At 65.1% G+C, this 22,571-nt stretch carries 14 protein-coding genes and 1 pseudogene; 7 read left to right on the top strand and 8 right to left on the bottom strand.

The features are described from left to right. Positions 1-143: 143 nt before the first annotated feature. A complete protein-coding gene (locus KRH_RS01235) occupies positions 144-1,631 on the bottom strand; it encodes an alanine/glycine:cation symporter family protein (RefSeq protein ID WP_012397331.1) in 1,488 nt (495 codons plus the stop codon). A gap of 154 nt (positions 1,632-1,785) precedes the next feature. Next, positions 1,786-3,624, bottom strand: coding sequence for a dihydroxy-acid dehydratase (gene ilvD / locus KRH_RS01230; protein ID WP_012397330.1), 1,839 nt, complete (start codon positions 3,622-3,624; stop codon positions 1,786-1,788). A 706-nt stretch (positions 3,625-4,330) separates the two neighbouring features. Between ilvD and KRH_RS01225 the strand changes: the two genes are divergently transcribed. The 3 genes and pseudogenes from KRH_RS01225 to nhaA all read left to right on the top strand — a co-directional run bounded on the left by KRH_RS01225 (position 4,331) and on the right by nhaA (position 7,381). Further along, positions 4,331-4,585 (top strand): hypothetical protein, encoded by a 255-nt coding sequence (locus tag KRH_RS01225; protein WP_012397329.1) that lies wholly within the window; start codon positions 4,331-4,333, stop codon positions 4,583-4,585. 96 nt (positions 4,586-4,681) lie between these two features. Then, positions 4,682-5,477 (top strand): annotated as a pseudogene (locus KRH_RS11970) (IS5 family transposase); the annotation flags it as partial. A gap of 50 nt (positions 5,478-5,527) precedes the next feature. Further along, positions 5,528-7,381: a Na+/H+ antiporter NhaA gene (gene nhaA, locus KRH_RS01215; RefSeq protein WP_012397326.1), complete on the top strand. Its 1,854-nt coding sequence runs from the start codon at positions 5,528-5,530 to the stop codon at positions 7,379-7,381. 253 nt (positions 7,382-7,634) lie between these two features. Here nhaA and KRH_RS01210 read toward each other — a convergent pair whose 3' ends face one another. Continuing rightward, positions 7,635-8,618 (bottom strand): IS30 family transposase, encoded by a 984-nt coding sequence (locus KRH_RS01210; RefSeq protein WP_158301517.1) that lies wholly within the window; start codon positions 8,616-8,618, stop codon positions 7,635-7,637. Between the two features lie 568 nt (positions 8,619-9,186). Between KRH_RS01210 and KRH_RS01205 the strand changes: the two genes are divergently transcribed. After that, positions 9,187-10,728 carry a gluconokinase gene (locus KRH_RS01205; protein WP_012397323.1) on the top strand — a complete coding sequence of 514 codons (1,542 nt, stop codon included), beginning with the start codon at positions 9,187-9,189 and terminating at the stop codon, positions 10,726-10,728. Positions 10,729-10,978: 250 nt separating this feature from the next. On the opposite strand, the gene KRH_RS11965 is transcribed toward KRH_RS01205, so the two are convergent. The 5 genes from KRH_RS11965 to bioB all read right to left on the bottom strand — a co-directional run bounded on the left by KRH_RS11965 (position 10,979) and on the right by bioB (position 19,291). Beyond that, entirely contained in the window at positions 10,979-13,483 is a 2,505-nt protein-coding gene (locus tag KRH_RS11965; RefSeq protein ID WP_012397322.1) for a CHAT domain-containing protein, read from the bottom strand. 516 nt (positions 13,484-13,999) lie between these two features. Next, the gene (gene bioD, locus KRH_RS11960) at positions 14,000-14,995 is read right to left on the bottom strand and encodes an ATP-dependent dethiobiotin synthetase BioD (protein ID WP_012397321.1); all 996 of its coding nucleotides are present in this window, start codon (positions 14,993-14,995) and stop codon (positions 14,000-14,002) included. A 93-nt stretch (positions 14,996-15,088) separates the two neighbouring features. Further along, the gene (locus KRH_RS01195) at positions 15,089-16,282 is read right to left on the bottom strand and encodes an 8-amino-7-oxononanoate synthase (RefSeq protein ID WP_012397320.1); all 1,194 of its coding nucleotides are present in this window, start codon (positions 16,280-16,282) and stop codon (positions 15,089-15,091) included. Positions 16,283-16,347: 65 nt separating this feature from the next. Continuing rightward, on the bottom strand, positions 16,348-17,889 hold the full coding sequence (locus tag KRH_RS01190; RefSeq protein ID WP_012397319.1) for an aminotransferase class III-fold pyridoxal phosphate-dependent enzyme: 1,542 nt from the start codon (positions 17,887-17,889) through the stop codon (positions 16,348-16,350). Further along, positions 17,882-19,291, bottom strand: a complete 1,410-nt coding sequence (gene bioB, locus KRH_RS01185; RefSeq protein WP_012397318.1) for a biotin synthase BioB — start codon at positions 19,289-19,291, stop codon at positions 17,882-17,884. Before bioB ends, KRH_RS01190 begins: the two co-directional genes overlap by 8 nt. Before the next feature lie 262 nt (positions 19,292-19,553). Here bioB and KRH_RS01180 point away from each other — a divergent pair, with 262 nt between their 5' ends. The 3 genes from KRH_RS01180 (at position 19,554) to KRH_RS01170 (ending at position 22,453) form a co-directional block, all read left to right on the top strand. Beyond that, complete coding sequence (locus KRH_RS01180; RefSeq protein ID WP_012397317.1) at positions 19,554-20,081, top strand: TetR family transcriptional regulator; 528 nt, start codon at positions 19,554-19,556, stop codon at positions 20,079-20,081. 195 nt (positions 20,082-20,276) lie between these two features. Next, a complete protein-coding gene (locus tag KRH_RS01175) occupies positions 20,277-20,771 on the top strand; it encodes a GNAT family N-acetyltransferase (protein ID WP_012397316.1) in 495 nt (164 codons plus the stop codon). Positions 20,772-21,061: 290 nt separating this feature from the next. Then, a complete protein-coding gene (locus KRH_RS01170) occupies positions 21,062-22,453 on the top strand; it encodes an MFS transporter (RefSeq protein WP_012397315.1) in 1,392 nt (463 codons plus the stop codon). The last annotated feature ends 118 nt before the right edge of the window (positions 22,454-22,571 follow it).

The raw sequence follows: 22,571 nt of genomic DNA, 5'->3' as shown, positions 1-22,571 counted from the left end.
GTCGCCCCGGCAGGCCACCCCGCCCGCGCTGCCGGGCAGGGTACGAGGAAACCCCCGGCAGCGGCCGGGGGTTTCCTCGTGAACGGGAGCGGGCGGCGTCGTGATCCGGTGCGGACGGATCCGCCGCGCACCCGCGGGAGGGCTCAGCCGCGGGCGGCGTTCTTCTCCTGCGTGCGCTGCTCCCAGAAGATCGGCAGGGTCACGGTGTCCGTGCCGTCCCACGCGGACAGGCCGTGGAGGCCGGGGACGTCGCCCGCCTTGAACACGGGCTCCACGCCGGCCTTGCGCTGGTCCATGTAGTTCTGCAGCACCTTGGCCGCGACCCCCGCGAGCATGACCAGCGCAATCAGGTTCAGCGTGGCCATGAACGCCATGAACAGGTCCGCGAGCGACCACACGAGGTCCAGGGCCAGCACCGCGCCCATGAACACGCACACCAGCACGGCGAAGCGGTAGACGCCCATGGTCACGCGGGAGCGCGTCATGAAGCGGATGTTGGACTCGCCGTAGTAGTAGTTGCCGATCACCGAGGACCAGCCGAAGAGGAAGATCGCCACGGTCAGGAAGTGCACGGCCCAGTCGCCGAGCTGCATGCCCAGCGCGGTCTGCGTGAGGGACGCGCCCTGGCGCTGGTCACCGTAGGTGGGGTTGGACAGCAGCACGATGAACGCGGTGATGGAGCACACCAGCATGGTGTCGAAGAAGACGCCCAGGGACTGCACGAAGCCCTGCTTGGCCGGGTGGGAGATGGACGCGGTGGCGCCGGCGTTCGGGGCGGAGCCCATGCCGGCCTCGTTGGAGAACAGGCCGCGCTTCATGCCCTGGATGATCACGCCGATCAGACCGCCCGTGATGAACTCGCGGATGCCGAAGGCCCCCTGGATGATCATGCCGAACATGGCGGGGATCTCGGTGATGTTCAGGACCACCACGAGCAGCCCCAGCACCAGGTACAGCACGGCCATCACGGGCACGAGGATCTGGGTCACCGCGGAGATGGAGCGGATGCCGCCGAAGATCACCAGGGCGGTGATGACCACCAGCGCCAGGCCCAGCACCACGCGCAGCCATATGTTCTGGCCCTCGGTGACGTCCACGCTGAAGGAGCCGGCCACGGCGTCCACGATCGAGTTGGACTGCACGGAGTTGAACACGAAGCCGTAGGTCACGGTGATGATGACCGCGAAGAGCACGCCCATCCAGCGCTTGTTGAGCCCGCGCTCCATGTAGTACGCCGGGCCGCCCACGTAGCCGTCCGACGTCTTGACCTTGTAGAGCTGGCCCAGCAGGGACTCCACGAACGCGCTGGCCGCGCCGATCGCGGCGATGATCCACATCCAGAACACCGCACCCGGGCCGCCCAGAGTGATGGCGATGGCCACACCGGCGATGTTGCCCGTGCCCACGCGGGCCGCGGCGGAGACCGTGAACGCACGGAACGAGGAGATGCCCTTGCGCCCGTCCTCCTCACCGGCCGGATCGGTGAGCACCCGGAACATCTCGGGGATGCCGCGCAGCTGGATGGCCTTGGTGCGGACGGTCAGGTACAGGCCCACGCCGATGAGGACGGCGAAGACGACGTACCAGACGTACTCGCCCACCGTTCCGACGAGTTCGGTCAGTGCTTCCATGGAAAACTCCGGGATCTTCGGGGATGCCCGGGCCGTGGGACTGTTCCAGTCGCGCGAGGGCCCGGGTGGAAAAGAATGTGTGCTGCCACACCAATTCAGCACAGATTATCCGATTCCCACCCGGGCCGAGACCATCCGGGGTCGCTGCGAGGGGTCAGTCCTCCACGACGCGCACGGCGCCCTTGTCGGCGCTCGTGACCATGGAGGCGTACGCCTTCAGCGCCTTGGACACCCTGCGCTCACGCGGCTTGGTGGGCTTCCACGGGGCGTCCCCCTTTTCCTGGCGACGGCGCGCGAGCTCGGCGTCGTCCACGTTGACGCGCAGCACGCGGTTCTCCACGTCGATCTCGATCTCGTCACCGTGCTGGACCAGGCCCACCGCGCCACCCGCGGCGGCCTCCGGGGAGATGTGCCCGATGGACAGCCCGGACGTGCCGCCCGAGAAGCGCCCGTCCGTGATCAGCGCGCACTTCTTGCCCAGTCCCAGGCCCTTGAGGTAGCTGGTGGGGTAGAGCATCTCCTGCATGCCGGGGCCGCCCTTGGGGCCCTCGTACGCGATCACCACGATGTCCCCCTCCTTCACATTCTTGGAGAGGATCTCGTGCACGGCCTCGTCCTGGGACTCCACCACGAACGCCCGGCCCGTGAAGTGGAACAGCTCCGGGTCGATGCCCGCCGTCTTAATGACGGCGCCGTCCTCGGCGATGTTGCCGAAGAGCACGCACAGCCCGCCCTCCTTCGTGTAGGCGTGCTCCACGGAGCGGATGCAGCCCCCGGCGGCGTCCACGTCGTGGTCCTCGTACTCGTTGGCCTGCGAGAACGCCTGGGTGGTGCGCACGCCGCCCGGTGCCGCCAGGAAGAACTCCTTGGCGGCGTCGGATGCCTTGCCCGAGCGGATGTCCCACTCGTCCAGCCACTCGCCCATGGTCTGCGAGTGCACGGTGTGGACGTCCTCGTTCAGCAGCCCGCCGCGGCGCAGCTCCCCCAGGATCGCGGGGATGCCGCCGGCGCGGTGCACGTGCTCGATGTGGAACGTCGTGGAGTTCGGCGCCACCTTGGCCAGGCACGGGACCTGGCGGGAGAGTGCGTCGATGTCCGAGAGGTTGAAGTCCACCTCCGCCTCCTGCGCGGCGGCGAGGATGTGCAGCACGGTGTTGGTGGAGCCGCCCATCGCGATGTCCAGAGCCATGGCGTTCTCGAACGCGGCCTTCGTGGCGATGCTGCGCGGCAGCACGGACTCGTCGTCCTGCTCGTAGTACTTCTTGGCGGACTCCACCGCACGGCGGCCGGCCTCCAGAAACAGCCGCTTGCGGTTGACATGGGTGGCCAGCGTGGTGCCGTTGCCGGGCAGGGAGAGCCCCAGTGCCTCGGTGAGGCAGTTCATGGAGTTGGCGGTGAACATCCCGGAGCACGAGCCGCACGTGGGGCACGCGTTCTCCTCGATCTGCGCGAGCTGCGCGTCCGTGACGGACTCGTCCACGGCCAGGGACATGGCATCCACCAGGTCCACGCGGTGCTCCACAACGCCCTCCACACCCTCCCCGGACTCCATGGGCCCACCGGAGACGAACACCACGGGGATGTTCAGCCGCAGTGCGGCCATGAGCATGCCCGGGGTGATCTTGTCACAGTTGGAGATGCACACCAGGGCGTCCGCGCAGTGGGCGTTGACCATGTACTCCACGGAGTCGGCGATGATGTCCCGGGAGGGCAGGGAGTACAGCATGCCGTCGTGGCCCATGGCGATGCCGTCGTCCACGGCGATGGTGTTGAACTCCTTGGCCACGCCTCCGGCCTCCTGGACCGCGGACGCCACCAGCTCACCCATGTTCTTGAGGTGCACGTGGCCCGGGACGAACTGCGTGAACGAGTTCGCGATCGCCACGATCGGCTTTCCGAAGTCCTCGCTCCCCATGCCGGTGGCACGCCAGAGGGCACGCGCTCCCGCCATGTTGCGGCCCGTGGTGGACGTTGCTGAACGCAGCTGCGGCACTGTGGTTCCTTCCCGAAAGACAGTGCCGGGACGGGGCGTCACTCCAGACCCCGCCCCGGCACACGTGTTGCGTACCAGCCTACGCGCGGCCCCGCAGCGGGTTTCACATCTCGGGCACGCATCTCACATAGCGGACTCAATGCAAGAGGGCTACGAAGGCGCCGCGCCTGCGGAAGCGTCAGAGCGGCGTCGTACCCCCCCCGGACCCTGCCGACGTCGCCCGGGGCGGGTCGTGCGGGTCGTGCGGGTCGTGCGGGTCGTGCGGGTCGTGCGGGTCGTGCGGGTCGACGGAACCTACACCCCAACCGGCAACCGCGCCATCACCGGCCACCCGACCTGCTCCGGCGCAGATCACGTGCAGTGTCTCACCATCCGGGTCGCCGCCGCGCTGAACGGACCCTCTTTGCTTTCTCGATGCCGGTCCCGGTGCTCGGCACGCCTCTGGACCCCCTCGGTCCGGGCAGCTGGACCCAGATCGCCAAAGACGTCGGGTGGATTGCCGACACCGGTTACATCGCGTACGCCGCGACCACCCCGACGAGGAAGGCCCGAGGCGCTGTGCTGGGTGGGGGAACATCATTCTGTACGAAATTGCTTGTCTGACCGGGATGAATGGGACTTGCCCAAGATTCCGTTCCACCGCGATGAGAAGGCATCTCGCAGATGCCACTTTCCCTCCCCCGCTCTGCCTTGTCAGCTTCCTTGGATGAGCCCCCCTCTCGTGGGTTCCGCGGGGCTGGCGCCGGTGATGAAACTTGCGGCCGAGGCGGGCCTGCATTCACTGGCCGGTCGGCAGCTGACGGTGCCCACGAACAAGGCCGCCAACGCCGGTGCGAAAGCCGCTGCCCTGGTGGCCGGCAGGTGCGCCGACGCCGACAGCTTCCACAACATGGCCATCTCACGCCGGGCGGCGATGAGGCGGCTCTCCAACGCCTGTCATGCGCCCTCGACGCTGGGCTGATTCCTGCGCTCCTTCACCGTAGACCTGGTCTCAAAACCTGATCGATCGTTGCCCACCTGCCTGGTAACGGTTCACAGTGCCTGCAGGACGACGAGGATGCAGTCGCGGATGGTCGATGACCGTCTGTGGGAGCTGATCGCTCCGCTGATCCCTCCCCAGCCACCGCCTCGAGGGCCCGGTGGTAGCCCCAGGATCGAGGACCGGGCGGCCCTGGAGGGGATCCTGTTCGTACTCCACACCGGGTGCCGTTGACGGGACCTGCCCGTGGAACTGGGGTGCAGATCCGGTCACACCGCCTGGCGCCGGCTGCGCGCGTGGCAGGAGGCCGGGGTGTGGGAGAAGCTGCACCGGGCCGCGCTCGAGGAGCTCTCCAAGCAGGAGATCCTCGACTGGTGCCGGGCCAGCATTGACGCGGTGTCCGTACGGGCCAAGGGGGGCGAGCTGACCGGCCCGAACCCCACCGACCGAGGGAAGCCGGGGACGAAATACCACCTGCTCACCAACGCGACCGGCCTCCCCCTGCACGTACTGGCCTCAGCAGCCAACACGCACCACAGCAAGCTCTTTGAGCCGCTGCTGGAGACCAATCCGGCAGTGCGCGTTCGCCGTGGTCGCCCAGGGCAGCCTCGCCGCCGGCCGGAGAAGCTGCACGCGGACAAGGGTTACGACTACCCGAGGTGCCGCCGCTACCTGCATCGGCGGGGCATCAAGGTTCGGATCGCCCGGCGCGGCACCGAGGCCAAGACCCATCCGGGCCGGCACCGCTGGGTCGTGGAGCGCACCATTTCTTGGGTGCTGCGGTTCAAGCGCCTCGGGCTTCGCTACGACCGCACCGAGGCAACTTTGCTCCCGCTGCCCCCTGCTCGCCGTCACGCTCATCACCCTCCGCCGACCGCGCCAGGCGACCGAGTTACGAGACCAACTCCTAGGTAGACTTCCTGCATGCAAAACACGACAGCCCCTCGCCCAGGTCTCGGGCGAATCGCGCGCAGTCTACGAACAGAGTCCGGATCGGCGCTGTTTCTGGCGCTAGTCATAGTAATGGCGCTTGTGTGGGCGAACTCGCCGTTATCTGACAGCTATTTCGAGCTCAGGCAGCAAAAAGTCGGTTTCGATTTCGGCCCCGTCGGCATGCATTTGGATCTGCAGCATTGGATCAACGATGGCCTCATGGTGATCTTCTTTTTTGTTGTCGGATTAGAGGTGCGACAGGAGTTCGCGCACGGGTCTTTACGCGATCGCAGTCGTGCTCAACTCGCTTTGATAGCTGGCGTCGCAGGTGTCGCTTTTCCTGCTCTCGTGTACGTGCTTGTCGTCAGCTTGTCCGGCGGTAGCGGACTTGGTGGATGGGGCGCTGTCGTCGGAACCGATACAGCGTTCATGCTTGGCGCACTCGCAGTAGTGGGTCCGCGACTGTCAGGTCAGTTGCGTGTCTTCCTCCTCACCCTGACAGTGGTCGATGACTTCCTGGCAGTATCGATCATTGGCCTTGTCTATAGCGATGAGATCAAGCTTGTCCCCTTGTTGATCGCTCTCGCCTGCCTCATCGGATTGTGGGCGCTTGGCCGTTCACGACAGTGGAACGCGGCACCTTACGTGATCATTGTGATTGTTCTGTGGTTCGCCACTGTCTCTTCTGGGGTGCATGCTTCACTCGCCGGCATGATGGCTGGTCTGCTGATCCCCGCCTACCCCACTCAGCGCCACGAGGTAGTCGCCGCCCGACAGCTTTTCCGTGACTTCTGGCAGTCGCCCAGCGCCGCCTCGGCGCGCGGTGTCAACCGTGGCCTGGCCCGGGGGATCTCGGTGAACGAGAGAATGCACGAAGTCCTTCGCCGCCCCACAGCACTGCTTGTCGTGCCGATCTTCGCCCTCGCCAATGCCGGCGTCGACCTCGGAGGTGGACTGCTCGCTGATTCCTTAGGCTCATCCGTGACCTGGGGAGTCATTGTTGGCCTCGTACTCGGCAAGCTTCTCGGAATTGGCGTTGCCACTCTGCTGGCGGTCAGGATGGGCCTTGGCCGTCTGCCCGAAGGGGTGGGAATGGGCAGCGTCTTCGGTGGTGCAGCGCTTTCAGGTATCGGGTTCACCGTCTCCCTGCTCATCATCGGACTCGCCTTCGGCTCGACGAGCGATCTCGGGCGGCAGGCTACTCTTGGGGTACTGGTGTCCATGGTGCTCGCCGTCGCCCTGGGCTGGTTGATATTCAAGATCGCCGCTAAGCGGTGGGGTGAGGAGACTGCAGATCTGCCCATGGTGCTCGACCCTACGGTCGATCCCGAAGTTGATCACATCCGCGGCCCGGAGGACGCCAAGCTGACGTTGGTCGAATATGTCGACTTCGAGTGCGAGTACTGTGCACACGCCACTGGCTCCTGGGAAGATCTGAGCGCGCAGTTCGGCGAAGATCTTCGTTACGTCGTGCGACATCTTCCCCACCACCCACACGGGCCGCTGGCTGCAAAAGCATCTGAAGCAGCTGCGATCCAGGGCGAATTCTGGCGATGGCTCGACCTCGTATTTACGCACCAGGACGCGCTTGAGCGGAAGCACCTCATAGGCTATGCGGAAGAACTCGGGCTGAACGTCGATCACTTCATACACGACATAGACAGCGAGGCTGTCGCAGAACGAGTCAACCGCGATGTCGTGAGTGCCGAGGCCAGCGGAGCTCACGCCACCCCAACCTTCTTCGTCGAAGGTCGCCGCCTGTTGGGCGACTATGACGCCCGGACGTTGGCTGCGGCGCTCGAATCCAGCAGGCGCGGCACACGAACCCAGAAAGCCTCCAGCTGAGAAGATTGGGGCGGCTGCCTAGGAGTGCCAAAAATGAGTCGTGACGTGCCTGTTGTCAGGCACGGCTTCTACCGGCCACATTTCGTAGCCCATGCGTTGATAACGTTGGCCCATGAATTCGCCTTCCACACCCACTGGTGAGAACTCAGCCTTCATTAAACCGGGCGTTCGAGTGCGTGGCGCCCGCGAGCACAACCTCAAAGACATCGAGCTGACGGTACCGCGTGATGCCATGGTGGGCGGATTCAATGGATCACTGCAACAGGTGTTCTTCGAGGGTTTCGTAGGGTGTGGCGAACTGTAAGCGTTTGCGGGGCCGGCGGTTCATCTCATCCGCGACCTGGTCAAGGTCCAGCTGCGAGAAGATCGACAGGTCGGTGCCCTTCGGGAAGTACTGGCGTAGGAGCCCGTTGGTGTTCTCATTCGTGGCTCGCTGCCAGGGAGCGTGCGGGTCGGCGAAGTAGATCTTCATTCCGGACTCGATCGTGATCTGCCGGTGCTGGGCCATCTCCTTGCCCTGGTCCCAGGTCAATGACCTCCGCAAAGACTCCGGAAGTTCTACGAGCTTGGGCACCAAAGCCTCGCGCAGGGCGACAACACGGTTCTGCCCTGGTTCCAGCCTCACCAGGTTCAGGTAGTTCGAGAACCGTTCCACGACCGTGCCGATGGCCGAAGCCCCGTTCTTGCCGATGATCAGATCTCCTTCCCAGTGCCCAGGGACCTTGCGTTCCAACGCTTCTGCCGGGCGATCCCAGGTCGAGACCATCCCCCGCATACGCCCACGAGTGCTCACCGGGCGGCGGTTGGGATAACGGATGGTGCGCCCGGTACGAGTCAGTGCCGTGAGTTCTCGCTTGAGACCACCTCGGGCATGGAGATAGATCGTGCGGTAGATCGTTTCGCGACTCACACGCATCCGAGGGTCGTTGGGGTACTCACGCTGTAATCGTCCCACGATCTGCTCCGGAGACAACTTGGCCTCCAACCAGTCCTGGACCACCGCGTGCAGTACCGGATCAGCGGGAATCTTCAATGGTTTCGGGCGTAACCGGTTGGTCCAGGACTGCTGCTGTGCCCTGGCCGGACGGTATCTTCCGCGGGTTCCTTCCATGGACCCGCGGGCGACTTCGCGGCTGATCGTTGACGGTGCTCGCCCCAGGGCGGAAGCGATCTGCCGGTAAGAGCGTCCCTCTCGGAGCATGTCCTTGATCTGGAGACGCTCGTCATAGCTGAGCATCCTGGCCGGTGAGGCCCACCGCTGGGCTCGTAGCCCACCACAGCGACAGATGTACCTCTCCATCGATCGCCGCGGCAATCCTAACGTCGAGGCAATGGCCTCCGATGATGCGCCCATGCCCCGAGCATCCCAAAGAGCCTCCACAGCTCGCGGGCTACGACGCCAGAACGACAACGCGCCAGTGACTCCCAAACCCCTCATACAACACTCCCAATAGAAGAAGCGTTGCAACCACCCTCTGAACCAGCGCGTGACATCTAGGGCAGAACTGCACCTCAGACGCTCTCGGACCGGGGGTGCGGAGGCGCCCTAGAAACCGCCGGGAGCCTTCGAGCGTCGTCGTGCCCCGAGTCGCGGCGCCCCCGGTCGCTGCGTGAACCGGTGAGCGGCGAGGCGGCCCTGTGGCCGCGTGGCCCCGCGAGCGGCGCAACCGGCAACCACGGGACCCCGCGGCGGGCGAACCCGGCAACCGAGTCCCCTCGCACGGCGCCCCCGGCGGCGGTTCCTAGACTGGGGCGCAGACCACCGGAACCCGAGTGCCCGCAGCGGACGCGGGATCAGGAGAGACATGGGCAAGCACAAGAGGACACCCCGCCCGCACGACGGCACCGACTTCGCGGTGGATCTGGAGGGCGCCCGGGATCCACTGGTGATGACGCTGGATATCGGTTCCACCGCAACCCGCGGCTCCCTCTACGACGCCACCGGAACGCCCGTGCGCCACTACCGGGACAAGGTCCCGCACGAGTTCACCACCGCGTCCGACGGCACGTCCGTGATGGACCCGGACCAGGTGGTCGGGGAGATCACGGAGATCCTGGACCGCGTGTGCGACCGGCCGGAGCTCGCGGGGCGGGTAGGCGGCGTCGGGCTGGACTCGTTCGCCTCCTCCCTGGTGGGCGTGGACGCGGACGGCGAGGCCGTGAGCGAGTGCTTCACGTACGCGGACTCGCGGTGTACGCCGCAGCTCGCGCGGCTGCGGGAGGAGCTGAACGAGCGCGAGGTGCAGCAGAAGATGGGCGCGCGGCTGCACACGAGCTACCTGGCGCCGCGCTTCTGGTGGTTGCGGGAGACGCGGCCCGAGCAGTTCGAGGCGGCCGAGCGGTGGCTGAGCATCGGGGAGTACGCGTGGCTGCGGCTGCTCGGGACCACCGCAGCCGGGACCGCGACCGCCGCGTGGACGGGGCTGCTGAACCGGCGCTCGGGCAACTGGGACCAGCGCATGCTGCGCGCCGCCGGGATCACCGCAGACAAGCTCTCCCCGATCCTCGAACCCCACGAGCCGCTGCCGGGCGTGGACCCGGAGCGCACCGCACGCTGGCGGGGACTGACCGGAGCGCAGTGGTTCGCTCCCGTGGCGGACGGGCTGTGCGCGAACCTGGGCGTGGGCGGGGCGGACGAGGACACCATGGTGGTCTCCGCCGCGACCTCCGGCGCCATGCGGGTGCTGCTGCACCACATGCCGCAGCAGATTCCCGCGGGGCTGTGGTGCTACCGGATCGACTCCTCCCGGTGCCTGCTGGGCGGGGCGCTCAACGACGTGGGGCGTGCCGTGAGCTGGCTCGAGAGCACCTTGGGGCTGGACATCGAGACACTGGACGACATTGCGGCGGCCCCCGTGAGCACCGAGACCCCCGGTGTGCTGCCGTTCCTCACGGGTGAGCGCTCCACGGGGTGGGCGGGCAGCGCGCGGGCGGTGTTCTCCGATGTCTCCGCCACCACGGACGCGCCCGCCATGGCCCGCGGGATGCTTGAGGGAATCGCCGGGTCCTACCGCCGGGTCTCCGACGAGCTGGAGAGCACGTCCACTGGTATGGAGCGGATCGTGACCGCGGGGCGGGTCACCCAGGAGCTGCCCTCGTGGCTGCAGATCCTGGGCGACTACCTGGGCACACCCGTGATCCACCAGACCATGAAGCGCTCCACGTGCCGGGGCAACGCCCTGCTGATGCTGGAGTCGCTGGCGCCGGACGTGGAGCGCTCCCACCCGGAGCCGGCGGGCACCTACGCACCCCGTGCGCAGACGCAGGACTACTACCGGGGAGTGCACGAGCGCTTCGAGCACCTCTACGACGCGCTGGTGGCGGGCCGCTGGCCGTTACCAAATTAGCAGGCAGTTCGGGGAAATGCCTGTCGACGTTCTACTTTCATTACGAGCTGGCGCATTCCAGCCGAGAACAAACAGCTCAGCCGACAAAAAATCCACCCCGCCCCATCAGTCCCCCGTTAACCGGGACCCTCCGGGAACATGTCCAGCCTATTCCTCCCACAGGTGTAGATTTATCGGTCGCCGAAATCATGGATGAAGAGGAATTAGCGCTGACAACAATCCACTCGGCATGCCGCTTTGCCCCACATCCTTATTCGATTCTAGCCATTAAATTAAAACATCCCCAATTTATTATAGATTCGAAGGGCTTATCTCTCGGATCCATACGTTGCATTCCACGTGGTAGGTCGTATGGCACTCTGCATGTATCAAAAAAATTAAACAAGTCAAGCAGTGTCGCCGTACGCATCCATCGTTGAGCCAGTCTGAACGATCGGGTCAACTCATTAATCCCAAAAGACTCAAACGTGCCCAACTCGAAATACATTCTTGAAAAAAAGACAAACGCCACAAAATCTAACACGGGCCACATGGTGCCGACGGTTACATTAGCCCCACGATAAAAGAACGCAGACTGGAGGCTGAGATATTCTTCTTGGTGCATAAAATTTTGCGCCAAACCCGACTCGCACGAACTAAGCAATACACAGCCCGCCCTTGGCCCGTTTTCCAATACCTCAGCCACACTAAAAGTATCATTTTGAAGCATTAAAGCAGAAATTTTTGGATCCCAACTGGAAGTTGAATGACCACTGAAATGCAAAATGTCGCCTGGAATTGACAACCCTGTCATGTCAAACTTGGATGCCTCGACGGGCACTAAATTATAAGTGTTGGCAATAAAAGCCTTTTCCCTTTGGGTGGAGATTAGATTTGGAAGCCCCGAGACATCGTCGGCCGATGCGAAGTAGACGGTGGGTACAGGATTGAGAGACGCCTTCGACATTAAGCAAACACTAAGGGACGGAGCCGTAGCCAAATCAAACTCGTCTATCAGTAACCTTTGATCAGTTCCTTTGAATGCCGCCAACGGTAAGGATTGGTAGAACCCCCCGGGAGAAATGCGTACGACATTGCTTCGCGATTGGCAGGAAATGTAATCAGCAACTTCAATTATAATATCTGAAATCTTATTAACAACCCTCTCCGTCCCCTTGATTCGATTAAACTGATCATCGGTGACGTAATGCAACGGGAGTAGTCCAAGATCTTTCGCGACCCCAGAAAAAAGGACGGATAACATCTTGCCGTTAAGTTTCGGAAAGCATTTACTAAAATACTCAAATTGCCCAGTTGGACTGTAAGCACATCCTACTACTACCGTAGCCCTCGGTGAATGCGAAAGATGAATCCAAGTAAATCCGCTCGAGCCTTTGTGATCCTTGTAACGGAAAGAGCCCACCTGATTGAGGGCTCCGGAAAAACGTAATGCGCGCGATGATTCTAGAAGATCAAACGATTCTTTAAAAAAACCACTATTTGCAAGCTCAGTAGCAACAAATCTAAACGTCAGGTTATTTTTATTAAGAAAGATTTCAATATCTTCTTTTTTCCATTTTCTTATTATGAACCGCAAAAAGTCCGCAACCTTAAGAAGCTGATCGTTATATGCCGTCTGAAGATTTGGCTCACAAGTTAAACCAACTATTTTTGATGCTTTTCTAAAAAAACCTTCACGACTACTAAAATTCCAGGCATCATTGAGAGAATCCACGGCTAGCTCATCGAATTTTCTTTCAGAAGTCAAATATTTAAGTTGCCACTGCTGCCACAGAATGTCCGACCGATCCCGATCGGAACATAAATAAACTGCGCTTGCAATTTCGGACTGTGCCTCCCTAAGCATTCCGTCTATAGCTGATGTATCGACTTCCTCCTGCGCCCAGGCGGGGCATTCCATATAGCCAAACACGCCAGGATTGGCTCTTAAGGTTTCTACGATTTGGAACGGATCCAAGCTTTCGATAACGTTTTCCGGCACATCAGCTATGTGAGTACTAAGACGGTAGGCATATTGTTCTCGTCGCACGCATTCCATCATTGCGACGGCTGTCTGTGCTAGATTGCGCGCGTAATAAGACGGCCCTGAAGGGGATCCTCCATTTTTTGCAAATACCCGCTGGGCACGACGAAAACGATGCCAAGAACTCTCTAACATTTTTTTTGGATAACCACTATTTTCAGCAATCATACGTTCGCATATTCCAAGGTTAAACTCGGAAAAGGCCCAATCGCGAGGGGCTTTTCTCAGATCTGCAGCCCGGAGAAGCGTCTTGTGCGCCGATTTGATCTCGCTAAAGGAAGCAGCGTCTTTTTCCAGCGTCATCAAAGCGCTATTAGTAAGTTCAATCGCAGCATTTTCTTTTTGGTCCACATGTAAGTAGTAATCGGCCGCCGACTGGAGTAACTTACGTGCAACGTCAAGCGCTTCATCCTGTCTATCAAAAGTTGTTTGACGAAGCGCTTGAGCGAGCCGAGCAATTACTGTATATTTTTCATCTTCCCGCCCTAGTTGCCTCGCAATTCCATGCACCATACCGTATTTTTGGCAAATTTTTGTAGAAAATTCCAAGTTGAATGGATGCTGCGATTCATCATTCATTGCTGCGTCACATCTCTTCATAATTGAGCCCGCAATGAATTCTGCTTGGGTTTTACTTATAAATTCTTTATCCTGCCATTCTTCTGACCTCCGCAGGAATTCTTTTATAAGCTTACGAACTCCGTGTTGGTATATTTGCGAGATATCGATCATCTAAAAGCATTCCTTTGTGTCTCTATTAGCCACGTATAGGCTTCCTGAAATATTTCTATCCTAAGCGGTACTGCTGAATACCGCTTTACGTTCGAGGGTTTTGGTGTAGCTCCACAACAACCTGATAGTCCCCTGCACTAGGTGCCAGCGGATGCACTGAGACCGCGTTATTTTTATAGTGGGTGCGGCTGCTGTGGGGATTAAATTCGTATTGAGGACAGGACGTTCCATTAGGATCTGGGAATTCCACACCGCCGAATTCACACCTCCTACCCATCGACCGGACGAGAGAAATCGCTCCTGAGCGTCGTGATGGCACACCTATGCGCAATTATTAGTCTTTCGAAAGTTAAAGGTCAAGACCCGATGCACCCCCTCTGCATACGTTGCATCGGATTTTTTAGTTGTAGCTGCATGGCATCTTTAACCTCCCACTCATCTCATCGTGGAGTCAGATCCTGTATGCTCTCGACTAGAACAGGGGGTGAGCAGGCGAGTTGGCAGATGCCTATAAATTCATCGCCCTCCTGTCGTGGTTCCCCATCCCCGCGGTACGGCACCGAGCAGCGGTATGCGCCGAAAGGTTTTGTTCTCCGTCTCAGACTTCACACCTGTAACTCGCGCTGCCATGACGCCTAGAGCCCACTCGTTGTCAAGGTCGAAGGACATATTGATGTCAGAGCGCTTCGCCGCCGCGTATACTTCTTCTGTGGCCCTGTTATATCGCGCGATGAAAGTGAGGTTCTCAAGATATGCGCGATTGGAGACGAGCAATTGCTCGGGCGCGGTTGGCCAGCTGCCCAAGACCACGCCAGCCACCCGCACACCGCGGTGCAGCAGTGCCTCCAGACTCAGCAGCGTGTGGTTCAGCGTTCCCAGATCCGGGCGGACCACCAGCACAGTGCTCACCTTCCCCCCGCCGCGTTCCGCCGCGTGCACGGGCTCGGAAGTGGCAGAAGAGCCCCGCCGGCCGCTGGCTTCAGCCGTCGCGGGGCTCAGTGTGGCCGCTCCGTCGGGCTCGGTCGATGACGCGGATCGTGCGGAGGTCTCCTGCAACGCCACCGCGAGGTCCGCGACGGTGTGCCGCTGCCCGTCCAGCTCCACGAGCACGCCCCCGCTGCCCTCCACCACCACGAGGTCGTGGGATTCTTGTAATTCCACAATTTTCGCCACGTGCGCTGAGAGTGGCAGCAGCTCCACCCCGTCGATCGCGGCGGCCGGCGGGGGCGCCATCGGCTCGGTGAGGCGCTGGCCCTCGGTGGTGGTGAGCGCCGCGGAGGGTACGCCGGCGGCGCGGGCCAGCAGGGCGACGTCGTCCACGTCGCCCGGCTCCCCGCCCCGCATCCCGGTCTGCTGCGGCTTGTAGACCGCGATCCGGCGGCGCCCCGCGTTCCACCCGGAGACCACGAGCGCCGCCGTGGCGTACGTCTTGCCCACGTCCGTGTCGGTGCCCGTCACGACGACGGCGTGGCCCAGGGAGGCGACGAGGTCGCCCAGGGGGTTGGTGGTCATGGTGTCTCCTGTCAGGTTGGAAGAAGTGCGGCCACGTGCGCTGGACGTGGCTGAGGCAGCGGCGGGCAGTTCGTCCGCAGGGTGGGCCGCCCCTCACGCACCCGGCGGCTCGTCCCCCACCACGTCCCGGACGGTCTCCAGCGCACGGGCCAGAACCTGCAGCTCCATGTCCGCGGGAGCCGTGATCCGGAGCCGGCTGATGCCGTCCGGGACCGAGGGCGGACGGAAGCAGCCCACCACCACGCCGCGGGAGCGGATCTCCTCCGCCGCCCGCACAGCGGACTCCGTCGAGTCCACCGGGAGGGACTGCACCGCCGCACGCGCCAGCGGCGTGCCCAGCGCGGAGGCCACGAACCGTGCTCGCTCGCGCAGGGCCTCCACCAGTTCGGGGTGCGCCCGCACGATCCGAGCGGCCTCCGTGGCCGCGGAGGCGGAGGCTGGGGCGAGGGCGGTGTCGAAGATGAACGGGCGGGCCGTGTTGACCAGGTGCTCGCGCAACACCTCGGAGCCCAGCACCGCGCCGCCCTGGGCGCCGAGCGCCTTGGACAGCGTCATGGTCACGGCCACGTGCGGCGAGCCGGCCAGACCGAGCTCGTGCACGAGCCCCCTGCCGGCACCGGCCACCCCGATCCCGTGCGCCTCGTCCACGAGCAGCAGGGCGTTCTCCCCGCGGCAGACCGCGGCCAGTTCCGCGAGCGGCGCGTGGTCGCCCCACACGGAGTACACGGACTCCACCACCACGACGGCGCGTGCCTCCGAGCGCTCGGCCAGCAGCCGCGCCACGTGGGCCACGTCCGAGTGCCGCGCGATCCGCACCGGGGAACGTGACAGCCGCGCCCCGTCCACCAGCGACGCGTGCGCGTGGGCATCCGAGACGATGAGCGTGTCCGCATCTCCCAGTGCCGTGAGCACCCCCGTGTTGGCGGCGTAGCCGCTGGAGAACGCGAGGGCGGCGGGCTGCCCGGTGAGCTCGCACAGCTCCCGTTCCAGCACCTCGTGGATCCCCAACGTCCCTGTGACCAGGCGCGATGCACGCGATCCCGTGCCGAACTCCTCCAGCGCAGCGCGTGCCGCAGCCACGACCCGTGGGTCCCGGGACAGCCCCAGGTAGTCGTTCGAGGCGAGGTCCACGCACGCCCCGGGCAGCGTCCGCAGCCGACGCCGCAACCCCGTCTCCTCGCGCCGCTGCCGCCGGTCGCGGAGCCAGTCGTCGAGGGGTCCCGCAGCGGTCGGAGCGGAGACGTCCGGGTGCTCCGGAACTGGCGCGTTGCCCCCTGACGCGGCCATGCGGAACCCCGCGATCGAGTGGGCGGGTGCGGGCGCCCTCGTGAACGCGTCCGGGCGGTGGGCCGTCATGCGCCCGCCCCGTGCGGCGTGGCACCCCGGCCCGTGCTCGTGAGCTCCACCTCCTGCGCTGCCCGGAGCAGGGCGTAGGCAATGGTGCGGACCTCTTCGTCGGAGCACACGTACGGCGGCATGGTGTAGAGCAGCCTCCCGAAGGGACGGAACCACACCCCCTGATCCAGCGCCGCGCACGTGAGCGGTACCGGGTCCGGTGCCTCGTGGAACTCGACGACGCCCACCCCACCGATCACCCGCACGTCCTTGACCACCGAAAGGTCAGCCGCGACAGGAAGAATCTCGTTCAGGGCCGCAGAAAGCCGTGCCACGTTCTCTGACCATGTCTCGCGGAGCATGCGCACCGATTGAAGGGCCACGGCGCATGCCAGCGGGTTGGCCATGAACGTGGGCCCGTGCATGAGCGCGCGTTGCTCGGACCCGGTGATCACCTCCCCCACGGCCGCGGAGACGAGCACCGCGGCTAGGGACACATACCCGCCGGTCAGGGCCTTGCCCACGCACATCACGTCCGGGACCACGTCCGCCCACTCACTGGCGAACCACTTCCCGGTGCGTCCGAAGCCCGTGGCGATCTCATCCACGATGAACACCAGGTCCAGCTCGTCCGCCAGCTCTCGCAGCACCCGCAGGCACCGCGGGTCGTACGTGCGCATCCCGCCCGCGCCCTGCAGCACGGGTTCCACGATGATCCCGGCGAGCTCGTCCCTGTGGGCGCGGGCGACGTTGCGCACGTCCGCGATCCACGCCTCAACGGCGGCGTCGTCGGCGTCCCAGTCCACGGCCCCGGTCGACGACGGCGCTCCCGCACCCTGCGCGCCGCTCCCACCTGGCCCCTCGGTGTCCCCGGAAGGCACGAAACCAGCGGTGTCCGAGGCCGCGGCACCGAGGTTCTCCGGGGACCGCAACCCCTCGGGATCCTCGTACCCGGATCTAAGCCGGGGGTGCGCCGCCGGGGGCGGTGCCACGAACAGCTGCTCCGCCACCAGCCCGGAGAACTCGGCGTGCATCCCACCCTCGGGATCGCACACGCTCATGGCCCCGGTGGTGTCCCCGTGGTAGCCGCCGCGCACCGTGAGGATGCGCCGCCGCTCCGGTCGCCCGAGGGCCGCCTGGTACTGCACCGCGAGCTTCAGGGCGACCTCCACGCTCACGGAGCCCGAGTCCGCGAAGAACACGTGCTGCAGCTCGGGCGGCGTGACCTCCACCAGCAGCTCCGCGAGTTCCACGGCCGGGCGGTGCGTGAGCCCGCCGAACATCACGTGGGAGAACGCGGTGACCTGGTCCACGATCGCGCGGTCCAGCTCCGGGTTCCGGTACCCGTGCACGGCGCACCACCACGAGGCCATGCCGTCGATCGCCTCGATCCGATCACCCTCCGGGCTCACGAGCGTGAGGGTCACGCCCTCCGCCGCCTCCACGGTGTACGGCGCGGGGCCGTCCAGCGCGGCGTACGGGTGCCACAGCAACCCGCGGTCCCGCGCGGCGAGACTTTCGCCCGACGGCATGTTTGCCACGGCACCGGACTCAGGCATTCGGCGCCACCGACGTGCCCGCACCACGACGCCGCACGGTCGGGCTCAGCTCCACCCTCACCCTGGTGTCGTCCTCGTCCTGCTCGGGGCCGTCGTCCGAGCCCAGCAGCGCCGCGAGGGCCGGGGACATGCCGGCGCCGGTCGGCGCGGACGACGCCGCCGCGCTACGGGTGCGGGCTGGACCGCCAGCATTTCGAGAACCATCCTCGGGGGAACTGCCGACCGCCTCGGCAGGCCCGCTCCGGGACACGTCCGCAGGGGCACGCCCACCGTCCGGCGCAGAACCGTCACCTGACGAGGAACCGGCGGCCGATCCGCACACGGACCCGCACGGCGTCGTCGTCCGCTCCCCCGCGCCCTGCTCCGCGCCGCTGCCCTGCACGTCGGCCGGGCCGGCGTGACGGTCCCGGGACGGGTCCGGACCGGCGCCGAGAACGGTGAATCCGGCGTCGGCGATCATCGCGAGGTCCGCCTCGGCGGCCTGACCCTCGGAGGTGAGGTAGTCGCCCAGGAACAGCGAGTTGACCACGTGCAGCGCGAGGGGCTGCAGCGAGCGCAGGTGCATCTCACGCCCGCCGGCCATCCGGATCTCCTTGTCCGGGCACACGAAGCGAACCACGGCGAGGATCTTGAGGCACTTCTGCGGGCTGAGCTGCCAGGTGCCGGCCAGGGGCGTGCCCTCGAACGGCATGAGGAAGTTGACGGGCACGGAGTCCGAGCCCAGATCCCGCAGCGCGAACACCGCCTCGACGAGCTGCTCGTCCGTCTCGCGCATGCCCACGATCAGCCCCGAGCACGGGGAGAGGCCCGCGTCCTTGGCACGCTCCACGGTGTCCACGCGGTCCTGGTAGGTGTGGGTGGAGCAGATGGACTCGTAGTGGGACTCGGCGGTGTTGAGGTTGTGGTTGTAGGCGTTGACACCCGCGCTGCTGAGGGACTCCGCCTGGCCGTCCTTGAGCAGGCCGAGGCACGCGCAGACCTCCACATCCGGGTGCTGCTCCTTCAGCGCCTCGACCGTGCGGGTCACGTTGCCCACCTCACGGTTGGACGGGCCGCGACCGCTCGCCACGAGGCACACGCGGCTGGCCCCGCCCTTGATGCCGTACTCGGCCTGCTCCACGGCCTGCTCGGGGCTCAGCCACGAGTACTTGAGGATGTCCGTTCCGGCATTCAAGCGCTGCGAGCAGTAGCCGCAGTCCTCCGCGCACAGTCCGGACTTGAGGTTGACCAGGTAGTTCACCTTCACGGTCATGCCGAAGTGCTCACGGCGCAGGCGTGCGGCGGCGGCCACGAGATCCAGCATGCCGGGATCGTCGGTGCGCAGCAGGTCGAGGGCTTCATCCGGGGTCACAGGGGTGCCGGCGAGAACGCGGTCGGCCAGCTCTGCGGGGTTCTTGAACATTGTTCAATTATTGAACGGTGTTCAGGAAAGTCAATTCGTGACGGGGCACGAGCACGCACCGGGCCGCACCCCGGCGCCCTCTCTGCTCGTGGCCGGTCTGACCTCGCAGAACGGTCCATCGCGGGCACACCGGGCGCCCGAGACTCCCCAGCGCCCGCAGGGCCCCGAACCACGGCGCCCGCACAGCACACAGCCCACACACCACTACTCGGTAGAGTTTCCGCGGAGCCCGCACCCGGGCACGAGAGCAGGGAGGAACACCGTGGCACTGGACCGCAGCCAGGTGGTGGATGCCGCGTGGCACATCCTGCAGACGTACGGCCTCGGCGACCTCTCCATGCGCCGCCTGGCTCGTGAGCTGGGTGTTCAGCCGGGAGCGCTCTACTGGCACATGGCCAACAAGCAGGAGCTGCTCGCGGTCCTCGCCCAGCGCATGGTCGCCCCGCTCGAGACCCCCGCGGTCCGCCCCGCGCACACCGCGGACGACGACGCCGCCGCGCTCCTGCTGATCGCCCGGTTCCGTTCTGCGGTGCTCGCCGTGCGGGACGGCGCGGACGTGGTGAGTGTGGCGCACGCACTGGACCCCTTGGGGATGCAGCCCGTCCCGCTGCTCATCACGGCGCTGACCGGCCGGGGCAGAAACCCGGAGGCCGCCGAGACGCTCGCCCTCACGCTCACCCGCTTCGCCCTGGGCTCCGTGACCGCCCAGCAGACCCGCGAGTCGATGGACCTCCCTACCGCCACCATGGACGCCGAGTTCGAGGCGGGCGTGCGCGCGATCCTGGCGTAGCGGCGTCGTCGTGCGCTGTGCGAGGCGGAGCCCGACGGGCGAGGCGCTGTGAGGTGGAGCAAATGCAGCCCCGCGCCCGCGAATCTGCACCTGCTCCGTTACTGCAGGCATTGAGTGGCGGGCGTGCGTGTGGTCCTAGTGCAGCGGCGTCGTCGCCCTCTGTCGTGTGCGAGCCGGACGGGGCAGAATGCCCGCATGACCACGACCCCTTTCACCCTGCGAGCGCCTGCGCCCGAGGACGCACCGAGGATCGCGGAGGTTCATGTGCAGTCCTGGCGGGAGACCTACACGGGATTGGTTCCGGAGCGCTTCTTCGGGGACGCCGCTCGGCAGGCCCGGCTGAGGCTGTGGACCACTCTGCTCGCTGACCCGGCCGGACGCGACCGGATCCGGGTGGCCGAGGTGGACGGGGCGATCGTGGGCTTCGCCGGCGTGGGTCGACCCGAGGAGACGGAGCCGTCGCGGGATCTGGCCCTGCACATGCTCTACGTGCTCAAGGCACACCACGGCAGTGGGGCAGGGCAGGCACTGTTCGACGCCGTTCTCGGCGAGGAACCTGCGCAGCTGTGGGTGGCCGAGGCCAACCCCCGCGCGATCCACTTCTACGAGCGCAACGGCTTCCGCGCGGACGGAGCCACTCTCACGGATCCCGCCCTGGAGGACCTCCGCGAGATCCGCATGGTGCGCTGAGGCGCGCCCCGGGCGCGGAGGGGTCCGATGAACGAGGCGCTGTGAGGTGGAGCACATGCAGCCCCGCGCCCGCGAATCTGCACCTGCTCCGCTATTGCAGACGTTGAGAGGTGGGCGTGCGCGCAGTCCTGGCTCAGCGGCGTCGCCGACACCCGTGGGCACCAGAACGGCGAGCGCCCCCTCGGGGATGACATGAGCCGACACCGCGCGGCGATGTGCCGGGCCGTCGGCCGGCCCCGTGCCACACTGACCGTGATCGGCATCACATCCAGTCAGCACGAGGAGCGAACATGAGCACAGCGGGCACCCCCGCCCCGGCGGTCGACATGGACCCCAACGACAACCCGGAGACCCGCAGCGGTCTGAAACGGGTGGTGGCGGCGTCCATGGCGGGCACGGTGGTGGAGTGGTACGAGTTCTTCCTCTTCGCCACGGCATCCACGCTCGTGTTCGGCCCGCTGTTCTTCGTGGACACCGGCAACCCGCTGGACGGGATCATCAAGGCGTTCCTGATCTACGCGGTGGGCTTCATCGCGCGGCCGCTGGGCGGGATCGTGTTCGGGCACTTCGGGGACAAGTTCGGCCGCAAGCACCTGCTGCAGCTGGCGATCATCCTGGTGGGTGCCACTACGTTCCTCATGGGCTGCCTGCCCACGTTCCACCAGGTGGGCTACTGGGCTCCCGCGCTGCTGGTGGTGCTGCGCTTCGCGCAGGGCTTCGCGGTGGGCGGCGAGTGGGGCGGAGCGGTGCTGCTGGTCGCGGAGCACTCCCCCAACAAGGAACGGGGATTCTGGGCCAGCTGGCCGCAGGCCGCCGTGCCGCTGGGCAACCTGCTGGCCACCATCGTGCTGCTGTTCCTCTCCCGCACGCTCAGCGACGAACAATTCCTCTCCTGGGGCTGGCGCGTGGGCTTCTGGCTGTCCGTGGTGATCGTGGCGATCGGCTACTACATCCGCACCCGCGTGAGCGATGCCGCGATCTTCACGCAGACGCAGGAGGAGCTGATCGAGGAGAAGGGTGCCTCCTACGGCGTGGCCGAGGTGTTCCGCCGCTACCCGCGCGGCGTCTTCGGCGCCATGGGCATCCGGTTCGCGGAGAACATCCTGTACTACATCGTGGTCACGTTCTCCATCACGTACCTGTCCACCCAGCTGAAGATGAACACGTCCAACATCCTGCTCCTGCTGCTGGTCGCGCACGTGGTGCACGTGATCGTGGTGCCGCTCATGGGCCGGTTCACGGACCGGATCGGACGCCGCCCCGTCTACGCCGCGGGTGCGGTGCTCGCGATCGGCTGGGCGTTCGTGGCGTTCCCCATGTTCAACACCCGCAACGATTGGATCATCCTGGCCGCGATCGTGCTGGGCCTGGTGATCCACGCGTTCATGTACGCCGGCCAGCCCGCCATCATGGCCGAGATGTTCCCCACCCGCATGCGCTACTCGGGCGTCTCCCTGGGATACCAGGTGACCTCGATCGTCGCGGGGTCCCTGGCGCCCATCATCGCCACGTCCCTGCTGCGCCGCTTCGACTCGTGGGTCCCCATATCCATCTACATCACCGTCGCGTGCCTCATCACGCTGTTCGCGGTGCTCACCCTGCGGGAGACCAGGGGCATCTCGCTGCACGCGATCGACGCCGAGGACCGACGCCGCCTGGACGCCGAACGCACCACCGCCTGACACCCACGGCACGGCCGACGACGCCGCACGGCCCGGCCCCGCGCCGTCGTCACCCCGCGTGCCGGTCCCGTGCGCGGAGGGCCCCTGGGCCCTCCGCGCACGGCAGACGCGGCAACCC

The sequence above is a fragment of the Kocuria rhizophila DC2201 genome (assembly GCF_000010285.1).
In the GTDB taxonomy this organism is placed as follows: Bacteria; Actinomycetota; Actinomycetes; order Actinomycetales; family Micrococcaceae; genus Kocuria; species Kocuria rhizophila_A.
Note: the sequence above shows the minus strand (reverse complement) of the source record. Positions and strands in the feature narration are given on the sequence as shown.

Coding starts and splice junctions, on each gene's coding strand:
- KRH_RS01205 (WP_012397323.1), top strand. CDS start 9,187: ATGGGCAAGCACAAGAGGACACCCCGCCCGCACGACGGCACCGACTTC.
- bioB (WP_012397318.1), bottom strand. CDS start 19,291: ATGTTCAAGAACCCCGCAGAGCTGGCCGACCGCGTTCTCGCCGGCACC.
- KRH_RS01225 (WP_012397329.1), top strand. CDS start 4,331: ATGAGCCCCCCTCTCGTGGGTTCCGCGGGGCTGGCGCCGGTGATGAAA.
- KRH_RS01170 (WP_012397315.1), top strand. CDS start 21,062: ATGAGCACAGCGGGCACCCCCGCCCCGGCGGTCGACATGGACCCCAAC.
- KRH_RS01210 (WP_158301517.1), bottom strand. CDS start 8,618: ATGCTCAGCTATGACGAGCGTCTCCAGATCAAGGACATGCTCCGAGAG.
- bioD (WP_012397321.1), bottom strand. CDS start 14,995: ATGACCACCAACCCCCTGGGCGACCTCGTCGCCTCCCTGGGCCACGCC.
- nhaA (WP_012397326.1), top strand. CDS start 5,528: ATGCAAAACACGACAGCCCCTCGCCCAGGTCTCGGGCGAATCGCGCGC.
- KRH_RS01175 (WP_012397316.1), top strand. CDS start 20,277: ATGACCACGACCCCTTTCACCCTGCGAGCGCCTGCGCCCGAGGACGCA.
- KRH_RS01195 (WP_012397320.1), bottom strand. CDS start 16,282: ATGGCCGCGTCAGGGGGCAACGCGCCAGTTCCGGAGCACCCGGACGTC.
- KRH_RS01235 (WP_012397331.1), bottom strand. CDS start 1,631: ATGGAAGCACTGACCGAACTCGTCGGAACGGTGGGCGAGTACGTCTGG.
- KRH_RS11965 (WP_012397322.1), bottom strand. CDS start 13,483: ATGATCGATATCTCGCAAATATACCAACACGGAGTTCGTAAGCTTATA.
- KRH_RS01190 (WP_012397319.1), bottom strand. CDS start 17,889: ATGCCTGAGTCCGGTGCCGTGGCAAACATGCCGTCGGGCGAAAGTCTC.